Genomic DNA, 24,514 nt, shown 5'->3' on the forward strand with positions numbered 1-24,514 from the left:
TGCCGTGCCGCAGCTGCGAATTAGCGTCAGATTGATCAACTCTGCCTGATGCGGGAGGCATCGATGGCGTCGGTGGCGGCGAGGCTCGACCGGCTGCCGCTGTCGCGGCCGCACTATGCCCTGCCGATGATCGGCGGTCTGGGCTACACGTTCGACGGCATGGACGCGGCGGTCGTGGCCTTCCTGCTGCCGAGCGCGCAGACCGCCTGGCCGCTCAGCAACGGCGAGCTCGGCCTGATCGGCTCGGCCACACCGTTCGGTTGTCTCATCGGCGCGACGCTGGCCGACTGCTCGGCGACCGGATCGGCCGGCGCCGCGTGATGATGTACGCGCTGGCGTTCTACGCGTTCTTCTCGGTCGTCGCCGCGCTCGCACCCAACTATCCGTCCTTCGTCGGAGCGCGGATCCTCTGCGGTTTCGGCACCGGTGCTGAGAGCGCGATCATCGCGCCATTCCTGGCGGAGTTCGTGCCGGCTGCCCGGCGTGGCTGGTTCGTCGGCGCGCTGGCTGGCTTTTTCTCGTTCGGATACGTCGGTGCCGCGCTGCGCGGCCGGTTCGTCGTGCCGACACTGCCGGAAGGCTGGCGGATCGCGCAGTGCTGACGGCCATGCCGGTGCTGATGCTGTTGTGGTGGCGCCGGTCGCTTTCCGAGTCGCCGCGTTATCTGGTCTCTCGCGGCCGCCTGCCGGGCCAGCCGGCGCACTCGGTCGGCTTGTTGCTTTTCGGCCTCACCACGGCGGTGTTGGGGGTCGGCGTAGTGTGCACGGTGGCGTTTGGCCTGTCGACGGCGGGCCGGTCGCTGGAGGAAGTCAGCAGGTCGTGACGGAGGTTTGCCTTGTTGCTGCGCAACGCTTTGCTGTTGGACGTACGGACCGGCGCGTTGACCGAAGGCGATCTTCGTTGCTCTGACGGCAAAATCGCCGAGATCGGTCGCGCGCTGACCGCACCTGACGACGTGCCCGTCATCGACGTCGCCGGCGCGGTCGTGATGCCCGGACTGATCGATGCGCACGTCCACGTCACGGCGGCGACCGCCGACCTGAGCGAGCTCTCGACCTGGTCGCCGGCCTATCTTGCCATGCGCAGCGCCAAAATCATGGGTGAGATGCTGGACCGCGGGTTCACCACCGTACGCGACGTGGCCGGCGCCGACTTCGGCCTGGCCGACGCGCAGGCAGAAGGTCTGCTGCGCGGACCGCGGCTGATCTTCGGCGGTCGCGCGCTGAGCCAGACCGGCGGACACGGCGACGGCCGGAGCCGCGGCGACGACGGCATTCCCTGCGGTGCGGGCCTCAGCCGCCTCGCCGACGGCGTCGACGCCGTACGCACCGCCGCTCGCGACGAGCTCCGCAAGGGCGCGCACCACCTCAAGGTGATGGCCTCAGGCGGCGTCGCCTCACCGACCGACCGCATCGACTCGACACAGTATTCAATGGACGAGCTGCGCGCTGTCGTCGCCGAAGCCGAGGCCGCGAACCGCTATGTGACAGGACACGCATACACGGCTCGCGCGGTCAACCGCGCGTTGGAGGCCGGCCTGCGGTGCATCGAGCACGGCAACCTGATGGACGATGAAAGCGTGTCGCTTTTCCTTGAGAAGCAGGCATTCCTGGTGCCGACGCTGGTCACGTACTGGGCCCTGAAAGAGGAGGGCATGACCTTCGGCCTGCCGGAAGCCAGCTGGCGCAAGGTCGACGCCGTACTCGACGCTGGCCTGGGATCGCTGGAAAAAGCTGCTCGCGCCGGCGTGAAGTTGGCCTATGGCACCGATCTGCTGGGTGGCATGCACCGGCACCAGAACCACGAGTTCCGGATCCGTTCCGAGGTCCAGCCGCCGATCGACGTCATCCGCTCGGCCACGGTCGTCGGCGCCGAACTTGTCGGCATGGCCGGCCAGCTCGGCACGCTCGAGGTCGGCGCGTACGCGGATCTCCTCGTGCTGAACGGAAACCCACTCGACGACATCTCCGTCCTCGCGGATCCCACCAACATCCGCACCGTCATCCAGTCCGGCCAACCAACGCGAAGGTGACGTTTTGGCGGTCGACAAGGCTGCGACGACCGTCAAAACGTCACCCTCGCGTAGTAATTGGACTTCAGCCGGTGGCGCGACTGGTGCCGAAAGCGGTGTCGAGCGTCACCGGCTCCAGTTTCCGTGTCTTGATCAGATTTTCGATCTTGTCGAACATGTGCGTGATCGTCGGATGGTTGGCGTGTCCGAGTATGATCCGGCCGGCGGTCAGGTATTCGTTGGCGAAATACAGCAACCGGTCCGGCGTCAGCAGCTTGGAGTCCCCCAGCGTGCCGTCCCACAGCAGGATCTTGGTATAGCCCAGACTCGCCACCACGCCGTCGGTTTCCTTGTTGTGCGCGCCGAAAGGCGGCCGGAAGTACGGTCGCGACGTGATGCCAAAGGTCTTGTTGATCCACGCCTCGTTGCGCTCGATGTCCTCGCGGATCGCCGCCGCCGGCCGGCCGAGCAGGTTTTTGTGCGTGAACGTGTGGTTGCCGATCTGCACCTGGCCTTTTTCGATCAGCGGAGCCAACGCCTTGGCGTGCGGGTTCCACACCGACTGGTAGGTGCCGTTGGGGTTGAAGGTGAGCGGGATTCCGGTACGGGACGCGAACTCAGCGTACGCGGCGACCGTCGCCGCGTCGTAGCCGTCGTCGACAGTGAGGATGACCCGAGGCGTGTTTTTTGGGGGCTCCCAGGCTTTTCCGGCCACCGAGTTGACCAGCTCCGGCACGCCGGGCCGTGGCGGCGGGATGGGTGGCAGGCCGGTGGCGGCCGGCGTCGGCGCGGCGGCCGGATGGCTCGGGGTCAGCCGCGCCGGCGTCGCGGCGGTCGGCGTGCTCGTCGGCGACGCGCCGCAGCCGGCCAGCCCGAGCAGGCCGAGCGCCATCACCCCGAGGAAGCGACGGCGGTCCTGGGCGAGTGCGTCAGCGGGTGAACTCACGGCCATGGCAAACGTACGCCGCGCCGCCGCGGTTCCAAAAACCCACAGCCTTTACCAAACTAAGAACCAAACGTTTTCCGCAGCTCGGTTTTCAAAACCTTTCCTGACGGATTACGCGGCAGTTCCTCGGCCACCACGACCGACCTCGGACACTTGTAATGCGCCAGGCGTTCGCGGCAGAACGCGATGATCTCAGCCTCGTCGATCGACTGACCGGGCACCGCGACGACGACGGCGCGTACCGTCTCTCCCCATTTCTCGTCCGGCACTCCGATCACCGACGCGTCGGCGACGGACGGATGCGCGGCGACCGCGTTTTCCACCTCTGACGAGTAAATGTTCTCGCCACCGGAAATGATCATGTCCTTCAACCGGTCGTGGATGAACAGATATCCGTCCGCGTCCACATAACCGATGTCGCCGGTGTGCAGCCAGCCGTCCGCGTCGATCGTCTCCGCGCTGGCCTCCGGCCGGTGCCAGTATTCCGACATCACCTGCTCGGTACGCAGCCACACCTCGCCGGACGCGCCGGCCTCGGCCGGCGTGTCAGTGCCGAGGTCCTGGATCCGCACCTCCACACCGGGCAGCGGCACGCCGGCGGACAGCAGCCGATGGCGTACGGCCGGGTCGCGGTGGTCGGCGTCCGGCAGGTACGTCGCCACGCCGCTGACCTCGGTGAGGCCATACACCTGGAGGAAGTTCACCGACTCGGGCAGCGTCGCCAGGCAGCGCTCCAGCAGCGGCAACGGCATCGGAGAGGCACCGTAGGCGAGCCGCTGCAGCTTCCCCAGCGCCCGTACGGCCGCCTCGCCGGCGCCGAGCAGCATGCCGATCAGCGCCGGCACGAAAAACGTCTGGTTGGCGCCGTGCTCCATGATCGCCGGCAGCAGGTAAGCCGGATGCGGCTCGCGCACCATGACCGTCGGAATGCCGGGATAGAAGCCGGTCAGCGCGTACGACGAGCCGCCGACGTGGAACAGCGGCATGGCCAGCAAGTTGACCCGGTCGTCGTTGACGCCGAGGATCTCGCAGACCGCGCGCGTGTGCGCCAACAGGCCGCGATGGCTCAGCACGGCGCCCTTCGGGAAGCCAGTCGTGCCGGAGGTGTAGAGCTGCAGCGCGGCGCTCTCGGCCGAGCCGTCCGTCTCGCCGGCGAAATCCGGTGCGGAGGCGAGGAAACTCTCGTACTCGTCGCCGTCACCACCGACCACGATGACCTTCTGCACCGTCGGCACCCGGTCGGCGATCCGCTTCCACACGCCGGCGAACTCGTGGCCGATCAGCAGCACCTTGGCCTCGGCGTCGTTGAGGACGTACGCGACCTCGTCCGGCGCGAGCCGGAAGTTGACGACCGTGTTGACCGCGCCGATCCGCGATCCGGCCATGGTCAGCTCCAGGCAGAACGGGTGGTTCTTGTCGTACGACGCGATCCGGTCGCCGACACCGGCGCCGAGATCGGCCAGCGCGGCCGCCAGTTGACGCGTACGCCGCCGGAAATCGGTCCAGGTCAGGTGAAAGTCGCCGAAGGTGAGCGCGCTCGCGTCGGGTTTCTCCGCGGCCCAGTGGTCGACGATCTCGTGAAGGCGGCTGACGCCTGCCGGCGCGCTCATGGTCGACCTCCTGGCCAGCGTGACGTGACCTGTGGGTCGTACCACATCCCGGTCGGCAGGTCATCAGGTCGATTTAAGTCAGCTGTTTGACTTAGCAATGTGAACGCGTTTAACTGAGATCGCAAAGGTGGCGAAACCCGACGGAGGCGTACGTGACCGCAGCGAGAGCATTTCCCTTCAGCGCACCGGAGCGGCTGACCGTCGATCCGTTGTTTGCCGAGCTGCGCCGCGACCAGCCGCTGTGCCGCGTGCAGCTGGCCTACGGCGAGCCGGCGTGGATGGCGACCCGCTATGACGACGTGAAGCTGGTGCTCGGCGATCCGCGCTTCAGCCGCGCGGCGGCCGTCGACCGCGACGAGCCGCGGTCGCGTACGCACAAAGGCGCGCCGGGCAACATCCTCAGCTATGACCCGCCGGAGCACAGCCGGCTGCGGCGACTGGTCACCAAGGCCTTCACCGTACGCCGCGTCGAGCAGCTGCGAGCCCGCGCCGAGGAGATCGCCGGTGGGCTCGTCGACAACCTGACGGCACCGGCCGACCTGGTGGAGGACTTCGCGCTGCCGCTGCCGATCACCGTCATCTGCGAGATGCTCGGTGTGCCGTACGAGGACCGGGTCGACTTCCGTACGTGGTCGGACGCGTTTCTGTCGACCACCCGGTTCACCCCGTCGGAGGTCGCGTACAACGTCGGTCAGCTGCGCGAATACATGGCCGGCCTGATCGCGCAGCGACGCGAGGCGAGCCGGGACGACCTGCTCAGCGGTCTGGTCGCGGCGCGCGACGACGAGGACCGGCTGTCCGAGGACGAGCTGCTGGCGATGGCCGAGGGCCTGCTGGTCGCCGGCCACGAGACCACCGCGTCACAGATCCCGAACTTCGTTTACACGCTGCTGACACATCCTCAGCAGCTCGCCGAGCTGCGCACCGATCTCGGCTTGGTGCCGCAGGCGGTCGAGGAGCTGATGCGCTACGTACCGCTCGGCGCCGGTGGCGGCAGCGCTCGTTATGCGCTTGAGGACGTGGAGGTCGGCGGTGTCGTGGTGAACGCCGGCGAGCCGGTGATCGCGGCGATCGCGTCGGCCAACCGCGACGAGGCGGTCTACACCGATCCGGACCGGCTCGACCTGCATCGCAAGGAGGCCTCGCACGTCGGCTTCGGGCATGGTCCGCACCACTGCCTCGGCGCTCCGCTGGCGCGGATGGAGCTGCAGGTGGCGCTGCGTACGCTCCTCACCCGGCTGCCAGGCCTGCGGCTCGCGGTCCCGGCCGAGGAGGTGGTGTGGCGCGTCGGCTCCGCGACGCGCTCGCCCGCACAGCTGCCGGTCGTCTGGGACTGACGGCCGCATGGCCCCCATGCGTGCGCTGGACGCACGCATGGGGGCCATGCGGACTTTCTAGGCCGTGTACGGCGAGCGCTTGCGGTCGCCCATGGTGCGGCGGCGGTTGATGGCGATCTCGCGGTTGGTCACCGCGACCTGGCCGCGAGCGCGCGGCGGCTGCTCCGGCGGAAACTGCCGGGTCGGTTTGCGCAGGTCGATGACCTCGTCCTCGGCGTACGCCGGCGCGTACGGGTCGGCGTCCAGCGACACCGGACGGTGGTCGAGCTCCTCGGGGAAGGCCGGCAGCGACACGTCGTATGGCATCACGCCGCTGACCAGCCACTCGCCGAGCGCCTCGCGGTCGATGGCGACCATCTCCAGGTCCTCGACCAGCACGGCGGCCGACGACAGCACCTCGCGGTTGGTCACCAGCACGGCCACGTCGGCGTCGTACACGTCGGCGGCGTCGCGGTCCAGCGCTTTCACGACCTTCGGGCCGATGTTCTCCACGACATATTGCTCGCAGCGTACGAGCACGCGGCGGCCGAGCCGGTCGATGCCGACGATGTCAGGGACGTCGCGATCGATCTGGTCGTCGGTGACGATCTCCACGTCGGTGAACCCGGCGCGCGGCAGCCGGCAGGCGATCTCGGAGACGAAGATCGGCGGGTCGAGGTCGTCGAACTCGTCCAACGCGGCATTCACCATCGAGCGTCTGCGGCGCGACGGGGACGTGCGGAGAAGGAAGAGCATCACCCCGACGGCCACCACCGCCAGACCCGCGAAGGCAAGCTGCCAATGCTCGGCGAGCCAACGGACAACGACAAGAAGCGCGACGAGTCCGAGGACCGCGCCACCTGCGTACAGCAGCGGGGCATATTTCCCCGCGCCTTTCTTCCGCCCTGCCACGACCGGCCTCCCGGTGCACACACCACGTCGACAGTCCGAATACTGACAGAACTGCTGCGCTGCAGCCCAGATGACCCAAAACTACCCTAATCACCCCAAAACGTACAGGCCCGGAGTGAAAAGTGGCTCACTGTCAGTGAGCCACCATGAGTTTACTGTGGGTTGTCGGCATTCGAAAGCCTTGCCAGCAAAGGATCTTACTCGATCCTGATGCCAAGTGGCCGTGCCAGACCGGTCACAGTCGCGTCCAACCGGTCCAGATGGTCGAGCAACCTGGTCGTACGCTCGTCCAGCCGCGCGCCGCCACCGGCCTTGCTCGACGGGCTCGCACCGCGCCGCAGCGGCCGGTCCGGCTGGCCGTAGTCGGCGCGCAGGCTGTCCACCAGCAGCCGCAGGTTGTCCCGCATCCGGCCGGCCGTGGCTACCAGGCCGTCGTCGCCTGCCAGTGCCGCGACCTCGGCGTTCGCCGCCATCGCGCGTACGTGATAGGCCGCCGAATCCAGCAGCGCCAAGGAAAGTCGCGTGTCACTGCGGCGCGCCCGGAGCGGGCTCGCGCGGTGCACGATCGGCTCGGCGACACCGTGCAGATCGGCCAGGTCCGCGTCGATGTCGCGCGCCGCGTCGATGAGGTTGATCGAGTCGCCGTCGGCCAGTACGGCGACCGCGTCACCGACGAACTGGTGGATCCGGTCAAGCACCTTGGCGGTCGCCTCGCGCGCGGCCGACGTGGCCGTTGTGGGCACCACCAGGACCGCGGCGGCCATGCCGGCGAGCGCGCCGATGGCGGTTTCCTCAAGCCGCAATAGAAGCAGCTCCGGAGTGAAGGTGCCGAGCAGGCTGTAGAGCATGCCGAGCATGACGGTGATGAAGAAGGTCATCAGGCCGTACGACAGCGACAGCGCGTAGAAACCCGCGAAAACACAGAGAAACGTCACCGCGACGACCAGCCCGAGGTGGCCGGCCAGCAGGCTCGCCACGACCGTGCCGGCCACCACGCCGATCAGCGTGCCGACCACCCGGCGAAAGCCCTTGACCAGCGTCTGCCCGGCCGAGCTGGTGCCGACGAAGGTCATGAAGGCGGTGATGACGGCCCAATACCAGCGCTGGTCGGAGAGCAGCTCGCCGGCCACGATCGCCAGGCCGCAACCGACGGTCGCCTGGATGGCGCGGCGTACGGTCGGTGGCAGCTTCTCCGCGGCCGTACGCTCCGGCGGCTCGGTCGGCGGTGTGTACGCGCTCAGGTCGACGTCCTCAGCCGGCCGCCGCGCCAGCTCGATCGCGTCCACCACCTCGGCGATGGCCCACATGGTGGAACGCGCCGGTCCGGCCGGGCCGGCATCGAGCCACACCGACTCGGCGGCCAGCCGCTGCGGCGGTGCCGGCGTGCCGGAGACGATCCATTCGCGCAGCTCGACGAGCTGGTCGGCGACTGGCCGACGCTCGGCCAGCGGCGCGGCCGCGCGGACCAGCTCGCCGATCTCGCCGGCCAGCCGCTGCACGGCCAGCTCCGAGCCGAGGATCCGGCGGCGCAGGTCGGCGGCGGCGCCGTCGGCGACGCTGGCCAGCTCGCCTTCGATCGCCAGCGCCGCGTCGTGCAGCCGCGTCACGCGTCGTTGCAGCCGTTTGGTGTCGGCGCGCGTCGGCTGCGGCGCCTCCAGCAGCTGGACCGCCGCGCTCAGCGCCTGCGCGAGGCGAGCACGATACGAGCGGCGTACGAACCCGAGCATCGGCACGGCCGTCGACCGCGACAACACACCGGTGACCACGGCCGTGGCGGTGATCGCGATCGCCAAGGCGAGATAGAGCTCCGGCAGCTCGCTGCTCTTCGCGCGGATGAACAACGCGAAGAAAAACATCATGAAAGCGACCGTGCCGACCGGCTGGCCGAAGAGCTTGATGCCGAAAAGGCACAGCGCCGCGAAAATCACCGCCAGGAAGACCAGATCGGCGATGATCTTGCGCTCAGCCAGCAAAGTGGCCACCGTCAACGAAAACGCGGCCGGCGCGAAAAGCAACGCGATGACGGCGACGCGTTTGAGCCGGGTCGCGTCGAAGCGCTGCGACGATGACACCATCGCCGCGCTGGCGCCGAGCAGGACAACCTGCGGCGTCGGATGCAGCGTCAAGAAGATGACACCGACGGCGACGCCGACACTGGCGACGACCCCCAGCGCATACCGGAGCCGGCTCAGGCCGGGATCGGAGGAGACCAGCCTGCTGGCCGCGGCACCGGCGAGCTCACGGACCCGCGGCGCCGGACCGTACACATCGCCGACGACCCCCACCCATGGAAGTCTAGGAGCGTCTCTGGAAACTGTGGTGGTCGAGAGTCGAGATCCAAACGTCGTCTGCCGGTGCCGGACGAAAGCCCAAATAGCAGAGCTATGGTGGGTTTTCGTCCGGTGCCGGCAGGCGGCGTTTGGGCTCGGCTATCGGCTGCCACAGTTTTCAGACACGCTCTAAGGACGTGGCAGCGAGGTGATCTCCTTGACCTGCGCGAGGTCGACCTTCGGTACGCGCTCGAAGGTGAGCAGGCCGTTGATCTCCTGCTCGACATCGGTCAGCTGCGTGTAGCAGAAGCCCTGCACGGCGTGCGTGTTGACCAACGCCTCGACCAGATCGCGATAGCGCTTGAGGAAGTCCTCCGGCGTCTCGGCCGTCGTGTAACCCCAGCCACCGCCATCGACCGCGAACGCGATTCCGCCGCATTCGGTCACCAGGATCGGTTGCCCGCCGTACGAGCTGCCCGGTACGAACGCCGGCATGCTGGCCGCCTCGGCCGCGACGGCCTCGTCGGGATCGCGGTAGTTCACCGCGACGATGTCTCCGGTGCGATAGTCGTGCAGCGTCAGCAGATCGGTTTCCGCGTGTTGCCAGCCGTCGTTGGAAATGACCAGCCGCGACGGGTCGAGCGATTTCGTCAGGTGATAGAGCGCGCGCAGATGCGCACGCTGCTGCGGATTGGTGTCGAGCTGCGGCACGGCCCAGCTCTCGTTCATCGGCGTCCACGCGATGATGCACGGATGGTTGTGGTCGCGGCGCAGGACTTCGGTCCATTCGCTGGTGATCCGGCCGACGTAGTCGCGTGAGTACGCGTACGCGTTGGCCATTTCGCCCCACACCAGGAAACCGAGCCGATCGGCCCAGTAGAGCCAGCGCGGATCCTCGACTTTCTGGTGTTTGCGCGCGCCGTTGAAGCCGAGCTCCTTGGCCAGCTCGATGTCGCGGCGCAGGTCGTCGTCGCTCGCCGCGGTCAGCACACCGCCGGGGAAATAGCCCTGGTCGAGCACCAGACGCTGGAAATACGGCCGGCCGTTGAGAAAGACGCGACCGTCACGCGCTTCCACGCTGCGCATGCCGAAATAGCTGTCGAGCTCGTCGACCAACGTGTTTTCGCTGTCGTAGACCCGGATTCTCAGGTCGTAGAGGTCCGGCTGCTCCGGGCTCCACAGCGCCACACCGTTCCAGCCGCCGACGTTTCCGCCCGGTGCCTCCAGATTCAGCCGGCGTACGGTCAGCGTGTGGTCGGTGCGCGCGCCGTCCGCAGTGAACGACTCGGTGCGTACGACGTCGCCGCGGAACGACAGCTCCAGCTCGATCCGCGCGCCTTCCGGGTTTCCGGCCAGGCTCAGCTCGAGCTCGGCGGCCCCACTGTCCACATTGGGCGTGAGGTGCAGTTCGGCCAGGTGCAGCGCGGAAACCGGCTCCAGCCAGACGCTCTGCCAGATGCCGGTGGTCGGCGTGTAGAAGATGCTGTCCGACTGCGGCAGCCAGTATTGCTTGCCACGCGGCAGATCCAGCGCCGTCATGTCGTCCTCGACGCGGACGACCAGCGTCGACTCGCCGTCGCTCAGCGCGTCGGTGATGTCGGCGCTGAACGGCGTGTGGCCACCGCTGTGGTCGGCCACCTGTACGCCGTTGACCCACACCGTCGCGTGATAGTCGGCGGCGCCGACGTGCAGCAGGACGCGGTCGGTTGCCGCGGCACCGTCCGGCCGCGCGACCGTACGCGCATACCAGACGATGTCGTGCCGGTCGTCGGCGCCGATCCCGGACAGCTTCGACTGCGGCGCGAACGGCACGACGATCCGCTGGTCGAGCGCACCGGCGGCCAGTTCGGCCACCGTCGAGGCGAACCACCGCTCGGCCAGCCCGGCGCCTGCGTCGTCGAACCCGAAGGCCCACTCGCCGTTGAGGCTGGTCCACCGGTCCCGGCGCAGCTGGGGCCGCGGATATTCGGGACGGGGCTGGTGTAATGGAGGGTGAGTCACCACGAAAACCTTGCCTGCCTAGCTTCGCCGGAATGAGGTCCAACCACGGATCATTGCAACGTTGTAACGGTACGGCAATGGTAACGCGCACGCTGGCCACATGCGGTTTCCCGTTCGTGCATCTCGACTCAACGGCGTTGGATACCCGACGGTAGGCACCGTCAAACGGTCATACGTCGGGTTTGGTGGCGAGGATGTCGGTATGCGGCGCGCCGGAGCCGGTGTACTGCCGCATGAAGCTGACCCAGCCGTCCGCGCACGACACCGTCGTCGTGGCCGACAGCTCCTCCCCCGGGCTTCGATAGACGACCTCGACCGCGCTCCCCGGCCGCCAGCGGCGGATCTCCACGCTTGTCGGAGTCTCGCGATGGTTGTAGTAGAGCCAGCCGTCGCACGTACGCAACGACCCGGTCATGCCGTCGTCGACACGCTGCCGGGTCCCCGCGACCGCCGCGACGACCGGCGAGTGCTCGACGTCCGAGTCCGTGTCCGAGGCATCTGACCAGGCGCTCCACGACCCGGCGCTGGCGCCGGCGTACTGCCGGCACGGCGAACCGGAGAAACGCGTGACAGCGCCGGTGAAAGCCAGCCGGACCAGCCGCCGGCAGCCGGCCGGTTGGCCTGTCGTCGACGGCCGCTCGGAGTTTTCCACGAAGGTGACCGAGGTCGGGTCCGTACCCAGGAAACCCGGCAGCCAGCCGGCCGGCGAGCAGTACGCGACGGCGGCAGTCACCTGGCTGACCTCGCCGACCGCCACGCATCCGCGGCCGTTCCGATCCGTGACATACGCATAGTGGCCGTCGCCGGCGGTGACCTCGGGGTCCACGGTGGACACCGGCGGCCGGAGCGCGAGCGGTGTCGCTTTTCCGTCGCTCAGCTGGTAACGCGTGACGACATACCAGGGTTTTGGCGCGTACGGCGGCTCCGTGTCGGAGTCGACCGCGATCGCGAAGCCAGCGGTCAGAAAAACGTCCTCGACGTGCCATCCGTCGGAGCGATGCGCGGCGCGATGGCGTACGACCACCTTGCCCGTCCGTGTGTCGACGACCGTGGAGTCATCGTGATGCGGACTCGCGTAATAGCGGCCGTCGTAAAGCAGCGGACCACTGTCGCCGTTGACGACGGTTTCCGTACGCTGGAAGGGAAAGGTCCACAGTCGTACGGTCGGCGCGGCCTCCGCGGCCTGGCGCTTGGGCACCGGCTGCGGCGCGGCCGTACAACCGGCCAGCAGCACCAGGACCGCGGCCGCGAGGAGCCAGCATCGCCTGCTCACATCACCAGCCGTCCGAAAACTCCCGGCATCGCGCGATAACTCGCCTGGTTGGCGGCGAACGCCAGGGAGACGGCCAGTTCCTTCTGGCCGGCGGTCTGCGCGCCGCCGGAGGTGAAGGTCGCCTCGTTGTAGACCTCGTCGTAGATGACCGTCCGCCGGTCCGTGTCATAACCGTTGACGGCCTGGAAGTGACCGCCGTGATTCACCCGCAGATAAGGAAAATACGCCTTGTAGAGCTTGACCTGCTGGATGGCCGGATGGTTGCGTTCGTAGATCGCCGCGCGGACGTACGACAAATAGGTGTTGGCGTCGGTGTCACCGGTCGACACCGCCTGATAGGGCCCGGCGCGGCCGCGGTCGGTGAAATAGTTGAGCACCGCCGGGATGTCGGAGACCGAGGTTCCGCCGGACTCGGTCACGTGCAGCCGATAGGCCCAGGTGCCCTGCGACGCGGTGGCGCTGTGTCCGTATGCGACGGCGGCGACGCTGGCCGGTCCGCAATACCAGTAGGTCTCCTGCTCGACCATGGCCATAGGCATGACGCGGCGAGCCGGCGCCGCGCTGGCGCTCATCAGCCTTACCCTCGGCGCGCGTACGGCGGCGGCGATCTCGTCGCGCTCGGCGGCGACCCGCTGGTCGTACGGCATCGCCGCGAACCGCCGCGCCGTGCCGAGCAGCGTCGCGACGCCACCATCGATCTCCGGACCGGCCGCCGCCTTGCGCAGCATCGCGTCCAGGTCGCCGTCGGACAGCGGTCGCGGCATCAAGCCGATGTGCATGCAATATTGCCGGCCAGCGGCCACCTGCTCACACCGGATCACCGCCTTGAGCAATGCAAACGGTGAGGCGTTGGCCAGTTGCGCGTCGGTCGGCGTGGTGCGCTCGACCGCCGCGATGGCCACCTGGCCGTCGGCCGCGACGGCCGGTGTCGTGCTCGCCAGCAGCAGCATCGCCGCGGCCAGTGTTGCGACTCGTGCGTACATGCTCCCCTCCCGAAAAAGGAGCATAAGCCTCATTAGTTCATTTTCACCACATGAGCCTCATATGCCTCCAGTGCCTCCGGTGATGCCGGCAGCAGCGGCAGGCGTACGGCCGGTGTCGCGAGCTGGCCGGCGGCGTGCAGGGCGGCCTTGATGACGGTCGGATTGGGCTCGGTGAACAGCGCGGCCGACAGCGGAGCGAGCCGATGGCCCAGCTCACGGCCGCCGGTCGCGTCGCCGTCGAGCCACGCGCGTACGAGTGCGGCGAACTGGTCGGTCGCGAGGTGCGCGGACGCGAGGATCGCGCCGGAACCGCCGAGCGCGAGCAGCGGTGACGCGTAGAGATCGTCGCCTGCCAGCACGGAAAACTCTCGGGGCTTCGCCGCCATCAGCCCTACGGTGTCGTCGTCGATCGCGCCGACCGCGTGTTTCGTGCCGATGATTCCGGGGATGTCGGCGAGCTGGCAGATGGTCTGCCAGCTGAGCGTTTGGCCGGTGCGGTAAGGAATGTTGTAGATCACCAGCGGCACCGGACTTTCCGTTGCCAGCATGCGGAAATGCTCGACGACACCGGCCTGTCCCGGCCGTGTGTAGTACGGCACGACCGTCAGCGCGGCGGTGACCTCGGGTGTCTTTGCCAGCGCTCGCAAGGCTTCCACGGACGTACGCGTGTCGTTGCCGCCGGCTCCGACGACCAGCTCGGCGCCGTGGTCACGGCAGATTGTGGCCGCCAGACTGAGAATGTCGCGCTTCTCGCCGGCGGTCAGCGTCGCCGGCTCGCCGGTCGTACCGAAGACGACGAGGCCGCGCGCTCCGTCGCCGAGCAGGCGGTCGGCGAGTTTTTCCAGCGCGGCAAGGTCGATCCGGTCATCGGCGGTGAACGGGGTGATCAGCGGGATGTAGAGGCCTTCCATGCCGCTCAGCGTCCCGCGCGCCGATTCGGTAGGTCCAGTTCAGGTTTGTTGCGTTGACCGTAAGCTGAGCTGATGCTGGACGTACGCAGGCTCCGCCTCCTCCGCGAGCTGTCCCATCGCGGCACGATCGCCGCCGTCGCCGAAGCGCTCGCCTACACGCCGTCGGCGGTGTCGCAACAGCTCACCGCGCTCGAACGCGAAGCAGGCGTGCCCCTGCTCCGGCGCACCGGCCGGCGTGTCACTCTCACTCCGGCCGGCGCGCAGCTCGTCGACCACACCGAGTCCGTACTCGCCACTCTCGAACGCGCCTCGGCCGCGCTCGCCGCGACCCGCGAGACACTGACCGGTCACCTGCGGATCGGCGCTTTCCCCACCGCCATGCGGACTTTGCTGCCGCCAGCACTGGTCGCACTCGGCTCGGCGCATCCTGCCCTTGAGCTCACCGTCCGCGAACTCGACCCGTCGGCCGTCGCCGACGCGCTGCGCACGGACCGGCTCGACCTCGCCTTGGTCAACTCATACGATTTCGTACCGGCCGATCCGGAGCCCGGCGTGGAAACCGAACATCTCCTCGACGAAACCATCTATCTGGCCGCCACAGCCGCGCGTACCATCGCCGACTGCCGCGACTCCCCCTGGATCCTCGCCAGCCCCGAAACCCTCTGCCACACCATGGCCGTACGCGCCTGCCAGGCCGCCGGTTTCACCCCACAAGCCCGCCATCACGCCGACGATTTCGTGACAGTGTTGGCTTTGGTGGCCGCTGGCCAGGGAGTGGCGCTGGTGCCGGAGCTCGGTGCCGTCCACCCTCCTGCCGGGGTTGTCCTGTCTGCCTTGAAAAGTCGCCGGCGCACACTCGTGGCGTACCGGAGCGGGACCGGTCAACATCCGGCAGTCGCCGCGGCGGTGGCCGCCTTGAAGGAGAGTCGCTGACCGTCATTTTTGTTGATGTGGCTGGGGTTTAGGGGTTCGGACTGCGTGGCGGGTTGGATGAGGGTGGAGTGTGTAGAGGCGAGGTGGATGGGGTTGCGTTTTCTGATTGTTGCGTTGGGCGAGTGGTTGGGTTTCTTGATTGTTGCGTTTTGGGGGTGGTGGCGCCTTCGCGGCGGGCGCTCCTGCGCGGAGGGCGACCTCAAGGGGAGGGGCGCGGGGTCCCGTCGTTGGTCCGGTTGGGTGCCGCGTGTGCGGTTGGGTGGGTGGACCGGGAGTGTGGCTGGGGCGCCGGAGGTGCGGTGGCCTCCCGGTGGGTGGCGTGGGGGTCCACTATGTGGGATGCGAAGGCGTATGGAGCGCTAAATGTCTGGATTGCGAGGCTCGCCGATGGCATGAATGTCGAGTTACTTGCGTTGGACGCAAGAAACAAGGCTTTCACGCCGCCGCGATCACCGGAGGCTGTGACGGGTGTGACTACTGAGGCTGATAATGCTGTTGTGCCTGCCGAGTTGCAACAAATGTCGGTTTTGATGTCTTGTTAAACAAGTATTACGCAGTCAGCCCGCCTCGCCCGCATTATCAGCCACGCCAGTCACACCAGCACCACTCCGGACGCTGTGATTGGCGTCCATGCCGACGGGTTGCTTCCCACACGTGACCTGGCTGGAGAACCCAGCCCCGCCCGCAAACCGCCGCCCGCACAGGAGACGCAACCACCTCCCCACGCAACAACCAGGGGACCCAGCCACCTCCCAACGCGACAACCAGAAACCACAACCACTCCACCCCGCCGCAACCACCACCGCCGCAACCACCTCCCGCCACCACACCCAGCACCACACCACCTCCCCCACAACAGACCCGCGCCTACCCCACACCGCCACGATCTGAAAAGCCTTCTCCCCACACCAAATCCGCCCCAACTGTGGGTAGCGGAATGGATGCGCAGCCATGCCGCCTCCGACTACCCTTGGACCATGACAACCCGGGCCGCTCCTCTGAAAACGGCGGCCTCGGAAGCCGTCCAGCCGGCCAGCATTGCCGCGCTTGTCACGGCGTTGGTGCTGTCGGTCCTGTTGATCGTGGTGCTGGGGCTGGTCGCCGCCGAGGTCGGACTGTACGCGTGGGAGAGCGTCGGTGGTGCGAAGCCGTCGCCCAACCAGTTGACGACGATGGCCTGGCTGGTGCTGATGTCCGGCGGTGTCGGTGGGCTGGCGGCGAACCGGCTGGTACGGCGGGTTTTCCGGATCGGCGCGCCGGGGCCGATCTGGTACAGCTGCGCCGGTGTGGCGCTCGGCGCGGTGCCGGCCGGCATCTGGTTGGCGATCCACGCGGCCAACCAGGCGGCGGCGACGGCCAACATGCCGACGACGGCTGGTGCGACCGCGCAGCGGCTGCTCACGGTGATGTTCGCGGCGCTCGGTGGTGTGCTGGTGGTGGCCGTACGACCGTATCTGCGGCTGGTCGGCGCGAGCCTTGGCGGCACGGCGGTGGTGGTGTTGGCGTTCGCGATCGTGTCGCTGTTCGCCAAGAACGGCAACGTACGGCTCGGCCTGCTGCAGTTCGGCGCGCTCGGCGACGCGGAGATGGCGCCGAGCTATTTCAGTCCACTGTTCATCGAGGCCGCGATCGCGGCGGCGCTGCCGGCGACGATCGTCGCCTGGCTCGGCCGCCACCGCGACCAGCCGTGGGGTGAGGCGGCGCTGGCCGGCGTGGCCGGTCCGTTCGTGGTCGGCCTGTCCTACCTGATCGCCGGCAACGGCATCAAGGACACCGTCGACTCGGTGCGTCCGTGGCTGTACGTGCAGGCCGCCGCGGCGCTGGCCTTCCTGCTCGCCGCGTACACGGGGCGGATGACCGCGCGCAACGACCACATCGCCGTGCGTCCGATGCCGCACCGCTATCTCTGGTGGGTCGCGGGCGCGATCGTGGGCGCGCTGATGGGGATGATCGCCTCAATCGTATTCTTCAACCTGGGACCGTTTCCGTTCAGCATCGGCGCGGCCAGCGAACAGGTCACCGGCAACATGCGGACGAACGACAACTCGGTCCTGGTCAGTGCCAGCGCGACGCTCATCGGGCTGGCGGTGGCCATCCCCGTCCTGATCGAGGCGGTCTGGTCCGTGGTGGCCAGCCAGCGGAGGCGCGCGTGAGTCAACTGCCGGCCGACAGCATGCAGGCAGCAAGGTGGTACGGCCGACGTGACGTCCGCGTCGTCGACGTGCCGGTCCCCACAGATCCGCGGCCGGGCTGGCTGGTCGCCAAGGTCGACGCCTGCGGATTGTGCGGCACCGACATCGAGGAATATCTGCACGGTCCGCTGCTCACCCCGGTCGACGAGCCGTTTGCGCTGACCGGCGCGACCGCGCCGCTGACCCTCGGCCACGAGCTGGTCGGCACGGTCACCGAGGTGGTCGGCGACGGCGTGACGCTCACCCCGGGCACGCGGGTGGCGATCGAAGGCAACCTGTTCTGCGGCGAGTGCGACTGGTGTCGCCGCGGCCAGACCAACGTCTGCCCGCGCTCTGGCCAGCTCGGCCAGCGTACGGACGGCGGCCTCGCGCATTACGTGGCGACACCGGAATACTGCTGCATCCCCTACTCCGCCGACCTGCCGCCGGGGCAGGCCGCCCTCGCCGAGCCGTTGTCGGTGGCCGTACGCGCGATCCGCCGCGGCCGCGTCGGCGTCGGCGACCGCGTCGCAGTCGTCGGCGGTGGCACGGTCGGCCTGCTCACCGCGCAGGTGGCCCGGATCGCCGGCGCCGACACGGTGATGCTGGTCGAGCCCAACCCCGTACGCCGCGCACTGGCCAGCTCTTTCGGCGCCGATGTCGCGGTCACTCCGGAGGAGGCGCAGGCGGCGGCGACCGCGAGCACCGGCGGCCACGGCCTGGACGTCGTGCTCGACTGCGCCGGCGTACGCCAGGCGACGCCGCAGGCCATCGAGCTGACCAGGCGGGCCGGCCGGACCGTGCTGGTGGCGATCTATCCCGGCGACCTCACCTTCGACGCGCTCGACTTCCTGGCCAGCGAGAAGGAACTGATCGCGTCGATGTCGCACACCTACACCGCCGACTATCCGGACGCCGTACGGCTGCTGGAGACCGCGAAGGTCGACGTACGCCCGCTGATCACCGACCGCGTGGCGCTGCCGGACGTCGTACGCGACGGGTTCGAGGCTCTGGTCGCCGAGCCACAGAAGCATCTCAAAGTGGTCGTAGAGCCGCATCCGCGAGATAACTGACGGCGGCACCGCGTAGGCTCGGCCACACGGGCGGCGAGATGTGAACCAATCCCGGCTTCGGTGCGTCTAACCCGAAGTGATGACGATAGGACCGCGCATATGACGGACGTGAGCGTGCAGCAGCCGGCTGAGCGGCCCAACTCGCGCGCGCTGCCGCCGTGGTTGTCCACCGCCCAGCCGTGGGTGTCGCTGGTGCTGCGGCTGGCGCTCGGGATCATCTGGCTGGCCGCCGCCCTGCCGAAGATCACCGACGTCGACGGCAACGTCCGCAGCGTACGGGTCTACGAGCTCGGCGTGCCGGACGTCGTCAACCAGGTCATCGGCATCGGCCAGCCGTTCCTCGAGCTGCTGCTGGGGTTGCTGTTGATCGTCGGAGTCGCGACCAGATGGGTCTCCGCGTTCTCCGGCCTGGTGTTCCTGATCTTCATCGGCGGCATCGCCTCGGCCTGGGCACGCGGCCTGCGGATCGACTGCGGCTGCTTCTCCAAGGGTGGCCAGCTGGCCGCCGGCGCCGACCCGGCCTACCTGCAGGAGATCGTGCGAGACAGTGGCTTCCTGCTGATCGCCGTGCTGCTGGTGATCTGGCCGCTGTCGAAGTTTTCGGTGGACGCCCTGCTCCGCCGGTTCAGTGTGACCGCCGCCGATCTGGAGGACGGCGACGACGACGAGGAGAACGTGTGAGCAAGAACAGCCCCCGCTCGACCGTGACCACCAAGGGCAAGGGGAAGGCCGCGCAGAGCCGGGCCCGGCAGGTCGCCGCGCAACGGCTCGCCGCGCAGCGCCGTAAGCAACGGATCATCACCTTCTCGATCGTCGCCGTCGTCGTGGTCGCCGTGCTGGCCGTGGTCGGCGTGGTCGGCGTGACGGTGTGGAACCAGACGCACAAGCCGGCGCCGCCGCTGGCCGCGCCCAAGGGTGGCACCACCAGCGGCATCTACGTCGGCCCACCGACCGCCAAGGTGACCGTCGAGCTCTACATCGACTTCATGTGCCCGATCTGCAACCAGTTCGAACAAACCACCGGTCCGACGCTGGACAAGATGGTGCAACAGGGCCAGATCCGGATCTACTACCACCCCGTCGCCTACCTTGACCGCTCGTCGCAGGGCACCATGTACTCGACCAGGGCCTCCGGCGCCGCCGCGTGTGCCGCCGACGCCGGCGTCTTCGACAAGTTCCGCTCGATCCTCTACCAGAACCAGCCGCAGGAGAACACGCCCGGCCTGACCAACCAGCAGCTGATCCAGTTCGGCCAACAGGCCGGCGTCAAGGACACGGCGACCTTCGAGAAGTGTGTCAACGACGGCAAATACAGCACCTGGACGGCCAACCTGACCGACGCCGCGTCCAAGGGCGGGGTCAGCGGTACGCCGACCGTCAAGGTCAACGGCACGCTGGTCGGCGCCAAGGACACCGTGCCGAACACGCAGACCGTCACCGACGCGATCAACAAGGCGCTCGGCACCAAGAAGTAGGGTCCGGCGGCCGATTGTCGCCAGCCTGGTCGTACTGTTGCGCCATGACGGATACGGCCAGGCTGGCGCCGGGTGACGCGGCGCCCGACTTCGATCTCGAGACCGACTCCGGCGACCGGCTGCGGCTCGCCGACCTGCGCGGCAAGCGCACCATCCTGTACGTCTACCCCACCGCCCTGACACCGGGCTGCACCACGCAGGCCTGCGACTTCCGGGACAGCCTCGACGCGCTGCAGACGGCCGGCTACCAGGTCGTCGGGCTGTCCCGCGACCCGGTCGCCAAGCTGGTCAAGTTTCGCGAGAAGGAGCACCTCACCTTCCCGCTGCTGTCCAATGTGGACACCGACGTGCTGAAGGCCTACGGCGCGTTCGGCGAACGCAAGCTCTACGGCAAGACGGTGACCGGTCCGATCCGCTCCACGTTCGTGATCGACGCGGACGGCAAGATCGAGAAGGCCATGTACAACGTCAAGGCCACCGGCCACGTCGCCAAGCTCCGCCGCGACCTAGACATATAGCGCACGTCACGGGAACTCCTCGGTGCGACAGGACGACCTGCACAGCAGAGAGTCGGACCCTAAGAGGAGTTGGGACCAGTGACGTTCCCCCACCGCACCGTCCGCCGGACCGGCGCGCTCGCGCTCGCAGCCGGCATCGGCGTCGCCGCCTCGCTGGCCATCGCCGCGCCGGCTGCCGCGCACGTACACGTCTATCCGGACGCCACCGCGGCCGGCAGCTACGCCAAGCTGACCTTCCGCGTCCCCAACGAGGAGGACGGCGCCGACACGACCAAGATCGTGATCACCGTGCCGACCGACCACCCGCTGCGGTCGGTGCGTACGAAACCGCACGCCGGCTGGACCGCCACGACGACGACCGTCAACCTGCCGAAGGCGGTCAACGTCGGCGACGCGACCATCACCAAGGCGGTCAACTCGATCACCTTCACCGCCGCCGCCGGCCAGGGGATCAAGCCGGGCGAGTTCGACGAGTTCGACGTGTCGGTGGGGCCGCTGCCGGAGGGCGCGAAGCAGCTCGTCTTCCCAACCGCGCAGTATTACTCGGACAACAAGGTAGTGAACTGGAACCAACCGACCCCGGCAAACGGCCAGGAGCCGGAGAATCCCGCCCCGGCCTTCGCGCTCACCGCCAAGACGGCCGACCACGATATGGCAGCATCGGAGCCAACCCCCACCGCCACCGCCAGCTCGGACGGCCTCGCGCGTGGCCTTGGAGTCGCCGGCCTCGTCTTCGGCCTCCTCGGCATCGGCGTCGCCGGGTGGGCCGTGCTGCGCCGACCCTCTGGAGCCAAGTCGTCGTGAGACTCGCACTGCGCTTTCTGGTCCTGCTGGCCGCCATCGCCGGCCTCGCCGTCACAGCACCTGCGTACGCGCACGACGTACTCGTCTCCTCGACGCCGGCCAGCGGCGCGTCCGTACCGGCACCGCGGATGGTCACCTTCGTCTTCAACGACGTGGTGCTCAACAAGTTCGCGGCCGTCGTGGTGACCGGTCCGGACGGCAAGCAATACCAGGACGGCGCACCGCGAGTGGTCGACACCTCGGTGTCGGTCAACGTCAAGCCGCTGAGCGCGAAAGGCGCCTACACCGCGTCCTACCGGATCGTGTCAGCCGACGGCCATCCCGTGTCCGGCGACATCACGTTCACCGTGACGAGCACGACCCCCGGCAGCCTCGACCCCAACGCGCCAGGCGTGACCCAGACAACCGCGCCACCGGCAGCGGCCGCCAGCGGCGGCGACGCCACACCATGGGTGATCGGCATCGGCGTGGCGATTCTGGTGCTGGCGCTCGGCGCCGTCTTCCTGGCCACCCGCCGCCGCCAACCAGTCGAACAGCCAGAGCCCATCGACGACAACGAGCCAGCCGCCACCGGACCCGACTCAGGCCGTACGGCAGAATAAGCCTCGCGCCGGGGTCGTAGCCCAATGGCAGAGGCACACGGTTTAGGTCCGTGACAGTGTGAGTTCGACTCTCACCGGCCCCACTCGTTCCTTGGCTTGGCGTGCTCGGCGGGCACGCCTTCGGGGGGCGCGGAACATCGTAATTGCCCTGGGGGCGGAGCCCCCAGACCCCGCCCCGGGGGCGAGCCCCCGGACCCCCATCCATGTGGTCCAGTTGTGCGGGCGGCGTTGGCGTCCGCGGCAGGCACACCTTCGCAGGTAGCGGAACATCGTTGTTGTCCTGCGGGCAGAGCCCCCAGACCCCATCCATGTGGTCCAGTTGTGCGGGCGGCGTTGGCGTCCGCGGCAGGCACACCTTCGCAGGTAGCGGAACATCGTAATTGCCCTGGAGGCGGAGCCCCCAGACCCCATCCATATGGTCCAGTTGTGCGGGCGGCGTTGGCGTCCTCGGCGGTGAGGGGGGAAACGTGGAGTGGCCGCGTACGGTGGGCGAGGCCGACGAGATGCAGCGGCGGTTGGCCGCGCAGGTACGGCTGATCGACTGCCCGGCACCGGAAACGGCCGCCGGCCTCGACGTGTCGTACGCGGTCGGCTCCGACCGGCTGGTCGCGGCGGCGGTGCTGGTCGAGTTGGCCAGCGGCGACATCCTGGCCCAGTCCATCGTGGACGGTGCGGCAAACTTTCCGTACGAGCCGGGCTATCTGGCCTTCCGCGAGATGCCGGTCCTGTTGCAGGCACTGGAAAAACTGGACCGTCGGCCGGACGTGCTGCTGGTCGACGGACAGGGCCTGGCGCATCCGCGGCGCTGCGGATCGGCGTGCCAGCTGGGCATCCACACCGGCCTGCCGGCGATCGGCTGCGCCAAGACGCATTTCGTCGGCGCGTACGACGATCCCGGTCCGCGCCGCGGCGACCGCCAGCCGTTGGTCGATGCCGGCGAGGACATCGGCTTTGTGTTGCGTACGCAGCAAAACGTCAAGCCAGTCTACGTCTCGCCCGGACATCTTGTCGGCATGGACCAATGTTGCGAGATCGTGTTGCGAGCGTGCACGGCATATCGGCTGCCAGATCCGATCCGGCACGCCGACCGGATTTCCCGCGCGGCACTCAAAAACTAGGCCAGCTCGGAGACTGGTGCCCGGGCGGCGATGAGCGGGCGGAGTTTCATGACCCGGCCGGCGCGCCCGCAGCCGACCGCGCCGGCGACGTGGCCGTCATGCACGTACGCGGCCAGGAAACGGCGGCCGTCGTCGTCCAGGATCCGCACCTCGTCGGCCGGGTCGATGTCCCCCAACGCCTGGATTTTCAGGCCAAACTGGTCGCTCCAGAAATACGGTACGACCGGCGGCTGGTCCGGCCGGCCGGTGCCAAGCATGTCGTTGGCCACCACCAAAGCCTGCTCGCCGGCGCTCGTCCAGTGCTCGACGCGTACGTGCTTGTCCAGCGCCGGCCGATACCAGGCGGCCACGTCGCCGACGGCCCACACGCCGGGAATGCTGGTGCGGCCGTACGCGTCGCACAGCACACCGTTGCCGACCTCGACCGGCGTGCCGGCGAGCCACTCCACCTCCGGCCGCGAGCCGATGCCGCTGACCACGACCGGTGCGGCCAGCTCGGCGCCATCGCTGAGCCGCACGCCGCGTACCCGACCGGCGCCGTCGTCGAGGATCGCGTCGACACCGACGCCGCAGCGCAGGTCGACGCCGGCTTCGGTGTGCAGGCGCGCGACCAGCCGGCCGATCGTCTCGCCGAGCGCGCCTGCCAGCGGCGCCGGCAGCGGGTCGACCACTGTGACCTCGACGCCCTTTCCGCGCAGGCTCGCGGCCACCTCGCAGCCGATGAAACCGGCGCCGACCACCACCGCCGGCCCCGCGCCGACGGACTCGCGGATCCGCAGGCAGTGGTCGAGCGTACGCAGGACGTGCAGGCCGGCGAGGTCGCCGGCGCCGGGCAGCTGGCGCGGCTGCAGGCCGGTGGCGATGACCAGTGAGTCGTAATGCACGGCCGGCCCGTTTTCCACCAGCACCAGGCGTTTCTCGACGTCCAGGCCGGTCGCGCGTACGCCGGTGCGCAGGTCGACGTGGTTGTCCGCGAAAAACGCGGCGTCTCGCAGCACGACGTCGGCCGGCTGGCGGTCGCCGCGGAGGATTTCCTTGGACAGCGGCGGCCGGTCGTACGGTGGATGCGGCTCGGCGCCAAGCATGGTGATTGGTCCGCGGTGTCCGCCGCGGCACAACTGCTCGACGGTCCGTACGCCGGCCAGGCCAGCGCCGACCACCACGATCTCGCCGGCCTCCTCGACTGTCATGACCGGCAACATTATCAAGCGTTCAAGCAGTTGGTGTATACAGTGGACAGCCGGCCGCCGTCCAGAGTGGACAGTGCGGCCGGTTTTTCGTTGCCAGCAAAGAGCCGCCGTGCCGGTGTGGTGTCCCCCAGACCTACGGCCATTCCCGTGCGCGGGAGCACGAGCATGGCGGACCCCCTCGGGTCCGGCGGGACCACCGAAGCTCCGGCATCGGCGGCTCGTCGTTGACCGTAAGGCACCACGCGCTACCGCGCAATAGCTTTCGGTAAGAATTCTTATCAGATACCCGCTACATTTCGAAAAAACCTAATTGGTCGGCGGAAACGACACGCCGCGCACGCGGGATTCCAGGAGCATAGCAGACTATGCGCCAGGCGCATCAATACAAACGTTCGCA

Annotated in this window: 23 protein-coding genes and 1 tRNA gene; 15 read left to right on the top strand and 9 right to left on the bottom strand. The window is 68.3% G+C overall.

Annotated features, from left to right (window positions below; all coding sequences use genetic code 11):
* Positions 1 to 48: 48 nt before the first annotated feature.
* The 4 genes from GNX95_RS42715 to GNX95_RS29420 are packed head-to-tail and all read left to right on the top strand — an operon-like array spanning position 49 to position 2,032.
* Entirely contained in the window at positions 49 to 321 is a 273-nt protein-coding gene (locus tag GNX95_RS42715) for a hypothetical protein (RefSeq protein WP_222854027.1), read from the top strand.
* Complete coding sequence (locus tag GNX95_RS42720; protein WP_222854028.1) at positions 261 to 602, top strand: MFS transporter; 342 nt, start codon at positions 261 to 263, stop codon at positions 600 to 602. Before GNX95_RS42715 ends, GNX95_RS42720 begins: the two co-directional genes overlap by 61 nt.
* A complete protein-coding gene (locus GNX95_RS42725; RefSeq protein ID WP_222854029.1) occupies positions 596 to 823 on the top strand; it encodes a hypothetical protein in 228 nt (75 codons plus the stop codon). Before GNX95_RS42720 ends, GNX95_RS42725 begins: the two co-directional genes overlap by 7 nt.
* 12 nt (positions 824 to 835) lie before the next feature.
* Positions 836 to 2,032, top strand: a complete 1,197-nt coding sequence (locus GNX95_RS29420) for a metal-dependent hydrolase family protein (protein ID WP_163510893.1) — start codon at positions 836 to 838, stop codon at positions 2,030 to 2,032.
* 64 nt (positions 2,033 to 2,096) lie between these two features.
* Here the strand turns inward: GNX95_RS29420 and GNX95_RS29425 are convergent, their stop codons facing one another.
* Both GNX95_RS29425 and GNX95_RS29430 read right to left on the bottom strand, forming a co-directional pair.
* Positions 2,097 to 2,957, bottom strand: coding sequence for a polysaccharide deacetylase family protein (locus GNX95_RS29425; RefSeq protein WP_222854030.1), 861 nt, complete (start codon positions 2,955 to 2,957; stop codon positions 2,097 to 2,099).
* Positions 2,958 to 3,016: 59 nt separating this feature from the next.
* Positions 3,017 to 4,567, bottom strand: a complete 1,551-nt coding sequence (locus GNX95_RS29430) for a long-chain-fatty-acid--CoA ligase (protein ID WP_163510894.1) — start codon at positions 4,565 to 4,567, stop codon at positions 3,017 to 3,019.
* A 152-nt stretch (positions 4,568 to 4,719) separates the two neighbouring features.
* Here GNX95_RS29430 and GNX95_RS29435 point away from each other — a divergent pair, with 152 nt between their 5' ends.
* Positions 4,720 to 5,904, top strand: a complete 1,185-nt coding sequence (locus GNX95_RS29435) for a cytochrome P450 (protein WP_163510896.1) — start codon at positions 4,720 to 4,722, stop codon at positions 5,902 to 5,904.
* A gap of 57 nt (positions 5,905 to 5,961) precedes the next feature.
* Here the strand turns inward: GNX95_RS29435 and GNX95_RS29440 are convergent, their stop codons facing one another.
* The 6 genes from GNX95_RS29440 to dapA form a co-directional block, all read right to left on the bottom strand.
* Entirely contained in the window at positions 5,962 to 6,795 is an 834-nt protein-coding gene (locus GNX95_RS29440) for a restriction endonuclease (protein ID WP_163510898.1), read from the bottom strand.
* A gap of 197 nt (positions 6,796 to 6,992) precedes the next feature.
* Entirely contained in the window at positions 6,993 to 9,080 is a 2,088-nt protein-coding gene (locus GNX95_RS29445) for an FUSC family protein (protein ID WP_163510899.1), read from the bottom strand.
* A gap of 174 nt (positions 9,081 to 9,254) precedes the next feature.
* Positions 9,255 to 11,066: a glycoside hydrolase family 2 protein gene (locus GNX95_RS29450; protein ID WP_163510901.1), complete on the bottom strand. Its 1,812-nt coding sequence runs from the start codon at positions 11,064 to 11,066 to the stop codon at positions 9,255 to 9,257.
* A gap of 169 nt (positions 11,067 to 11,235) precedes the next feature.
* Entirely contained in the window at positions 11,236 to 12,339 is a 1,104-nt protein-coding gene (locus GNX95_RS29455) for a hypothetical protein (RefSeq protein WP_163510903.1), read from the bottom strand.
* A complete protein-coding gene (locus tag GNX95_RS29460) occupies positions 12,336 to 13,322 on the bottom strand; it encodes a cysteine peptidase family C39 domain-containing protein (RefSeq protein WP_163510904.1) in 987 nt (328 codons plus the stop codon). The genes GNX95_RS29455 and GNX95_RS29460 overlap by 4 nt, the downstream gene beginning before the upstream one ends.
* Positions 13,323 to 13,354: 32 nt before the next feature.
* The gene (gene dapA, locus GNX95_RS29465; RefSeq protein ID WP_163510906.1) at positions 13,355 to 14,233 is read right to left on the bottom strand and encodes a 4-hydroxy-tetrahydrodipicolinate synthase; all 879 of its coding nucleotides are present in this window, start codon (positions 14,231 to 14,233) and stop codon (positions 13,355 to 13,357) included.
* A 72-nt stretch (positions 14,234 to 14,305) separates the two neighbouring features.
* Here dapA and GNX95_RS29470 point away from each other — a divergent pair, with 72 nt between their 5' ends.
* From GNX95_RS29470 to GNX95_RS29515, 10 genes are all read left to right on the top strand, one after another.
* Positions 14,306 to 15,166 (top strand): LysR family transcriptional regulator, encoded by an 861-nt coding sequence (locus GNX95_RS29470; protein ID WP_163510908.1) that lies wholly within the window; start codon positions 14,306 to 14,308, stop codon positions 15,164 to 15,166.
* 977 nt (positions 15,167 to 16,143) lie between these two features.
* The gene (locus tag GNX95_RS29475; RefSeq protein WP_163510910.1) at positions 16,144 to 17,319 is read left to right on the top strand and encodes a hypothetical protein; all 1,176 of its coding nucleotides are present in this window, start codon (positions 16,144 to 16,146) and stop codon (positions 17,317 to 17,319) included.
* Positions 17,316 to 18,410: a zinc-binding dehydrogenase gene (locus GNX95_RS29480; protein ID WP_163510912.1), complete on the top strand. Its 1,095-nt coding sequence runs from the start codon at positions 17,316 to 17,318 to the stop codon at positions 18,408 to 18,410. The genes GNX95_RS29475 and GNX95_RS29480 overlap by 4 nt, the downstream gene beginning before the upstream one ends.
* Positions 18,411 to 18,509: 99 nt before the next feature.
* Positions 18,510 to 19,091: a MauE/DoxX family redox-associated membrane protein gene (locus GNX95_RS29485; RefSeq protein WP_163510914.1), complete on the top strand. Its 582-nt coding sequence runs from the start codon at positions 18,510 to 18,512 to the stop codon at positions 19,089 to 19,091.
* On the top strand, positions 19,088 to 19,885 hold the full coding sequence (locus GNX95_RS29490; protein WP_163510916.1) for a DsbA family protein: 798 nt from the start codon (positions 19,088 to 19,090) through the stop codon (positions 19,883 to 19,885). The genes GNX95_RS29485 and GNX95_RS29490 overlap by 4 nt, the downstream gene beginning before the upstream one ends.
* Before the next feature lie 44 nt (positions 19,886 to 19,929).
* Positions 19,930 to 20,403 (top strand): thioredoxin-dependent thiol peroxidase, encoded by a 474-nt coding sequence (gene bcp / locus GNX95_RS29495; RefSeq protein ID WP_163510918.1) that lies wholly within the window; start codon positions 19,930 to 19,932, stop codon positions 20,401 to 20,403.
* 78 nt (positions 20,404 to 20,481) lie between these two features.
* The gene (locus tag GNX95_RS29500) at positions 20,482 to 21,207 is read left to right on the top strand and encodes a YcnI family copper-binding membrane protein (protein WP_163510920.1); all 726 of its coding nucleotides are present in this window, start codon (positions 20,482 to 20,484) and stop codon (positions 21,205 to 21,207) included.
* A complete protein-coding gene (locus GNX95_RS29505; protein WP_163510922.1) occupies positions 21,204 to 21,809 on the top strand; it encodes a copper resistance CopC family protein in 606 nt (201 codons plus the stop codon). The genes GNX95_RS29500 and GNX95_RS29505 overlap by 4 nt, the downstream gene beginning before the upstream one ends.
* A 10-nt stretch (positions 21,810 to 21,819) precedes the next feature.
* Positions 21,820 to 21,892 (top strand) — tRNA-Leu (locus GNX95_RS29510).
* Between the two features lie 384 nt (positions 21,893 to 22,276).
* On the top strand, positions 22,277 to 22,927 hold the full coding sequence (locus GNX95_RS29515; protein WP_222854031.1) for an endonuclease V: 651 nt from the start codon (positions 22,277 to 22,279) through the stop codon (positions 22,925 to 22,927).
* On the opposite strand, the gene GNX95_RS29520 is transcribed toward GNX95_RS29515, so the two are convergent.
* Positions 22,924 to 24,117, bottom strand: coding sequence for an NAD(P)/FAD-dependent oxidoreductase (locus GNX95_RS29520; RefSeq protein ID WP_163510924.1), 1,194 nt, complete (start codon positions 24,115 to 24,117; stop codon positions 22,924 to 22,926). The genes GNX95_RS29515 and GNX95_RS29520 overlap by 4 nt on opposite strands.
* Between the last annotated feature and the right edge of the window lie 397 nt (positions 24,118 to 24,514).

Origin of the sequence: Fodinicola acaciae (assembly GCF_010993745.1) — a bacterium.
Taxonomy (GTDB): Bacteria; Actinomycetota; Actinomycetes; order Mycobacteriales; family HKI-0501; genus Fodinicola; species Fodinicola acaciae.

Coding starts and splice junctions, on each gene's coding strand:
- GNX95_RS42715 (WP_222854027.1), top strand. CDS start 49: ATGCGGGAGGCATCGATGGCGTCGGTGGCGGCGAGGCTCGACCGGCTG.
- GNX95_RS29430 (WP_163510894.1), bottom strand. CDS start 4,567: ATGAGCGCGCCGGCAGGCGTCAGCCGCCTTCACGAGATCGTCGACCAC.
- GNX95_RS29460 (WP_163510904.1), bottom strand. CDS start 13,322: ATGTACGCACGAGTCGCAACACTGGCCGCGGCGATGCTGCTGCTGGCG.
- dapA (WP_163510906.1), bottom strand. CDS start 14,233: ATGGAAGGCCTCTACATCCCGCTGATCACCCCGTTCACCGCCGATGAC.
- GNX95_RS29470 (WP_163510908.1), top strand. CDS start 14,306: ATGCTGGACGTACGCAGGCTCCGCCTCCTCCGCGAGCTGTCCCATCGC.
- GNX95_RS29475 (WP_163510910.1), top strand. CDS start 16,144: ATGACAACCCGGGCCGCTCCTCTGAAAACGGCGGCCTCGGAAGCCGTC.
- GNX95_RS29485 (WP_163510914.1), top strand. CDS start 18,510: ATGACGGACGTGAGCGTGCAGCAGCCGGCTGAGCGGCCCAACTCGCGC.
- bcp (WP_163510918.1), top strand. CDS start 19,930: ATGACGGATACGGCCAGGCTGGCGCCGGGTGACGCGGCGCCCGACTTC.
- GNX95_RS29520 (WP_163510924.1), bottom strand. CDS start 24,117: ATGACAGTCGAGGAGGCCGGCGAGATCGTGGTGGTCGGCGCTGGCCTG.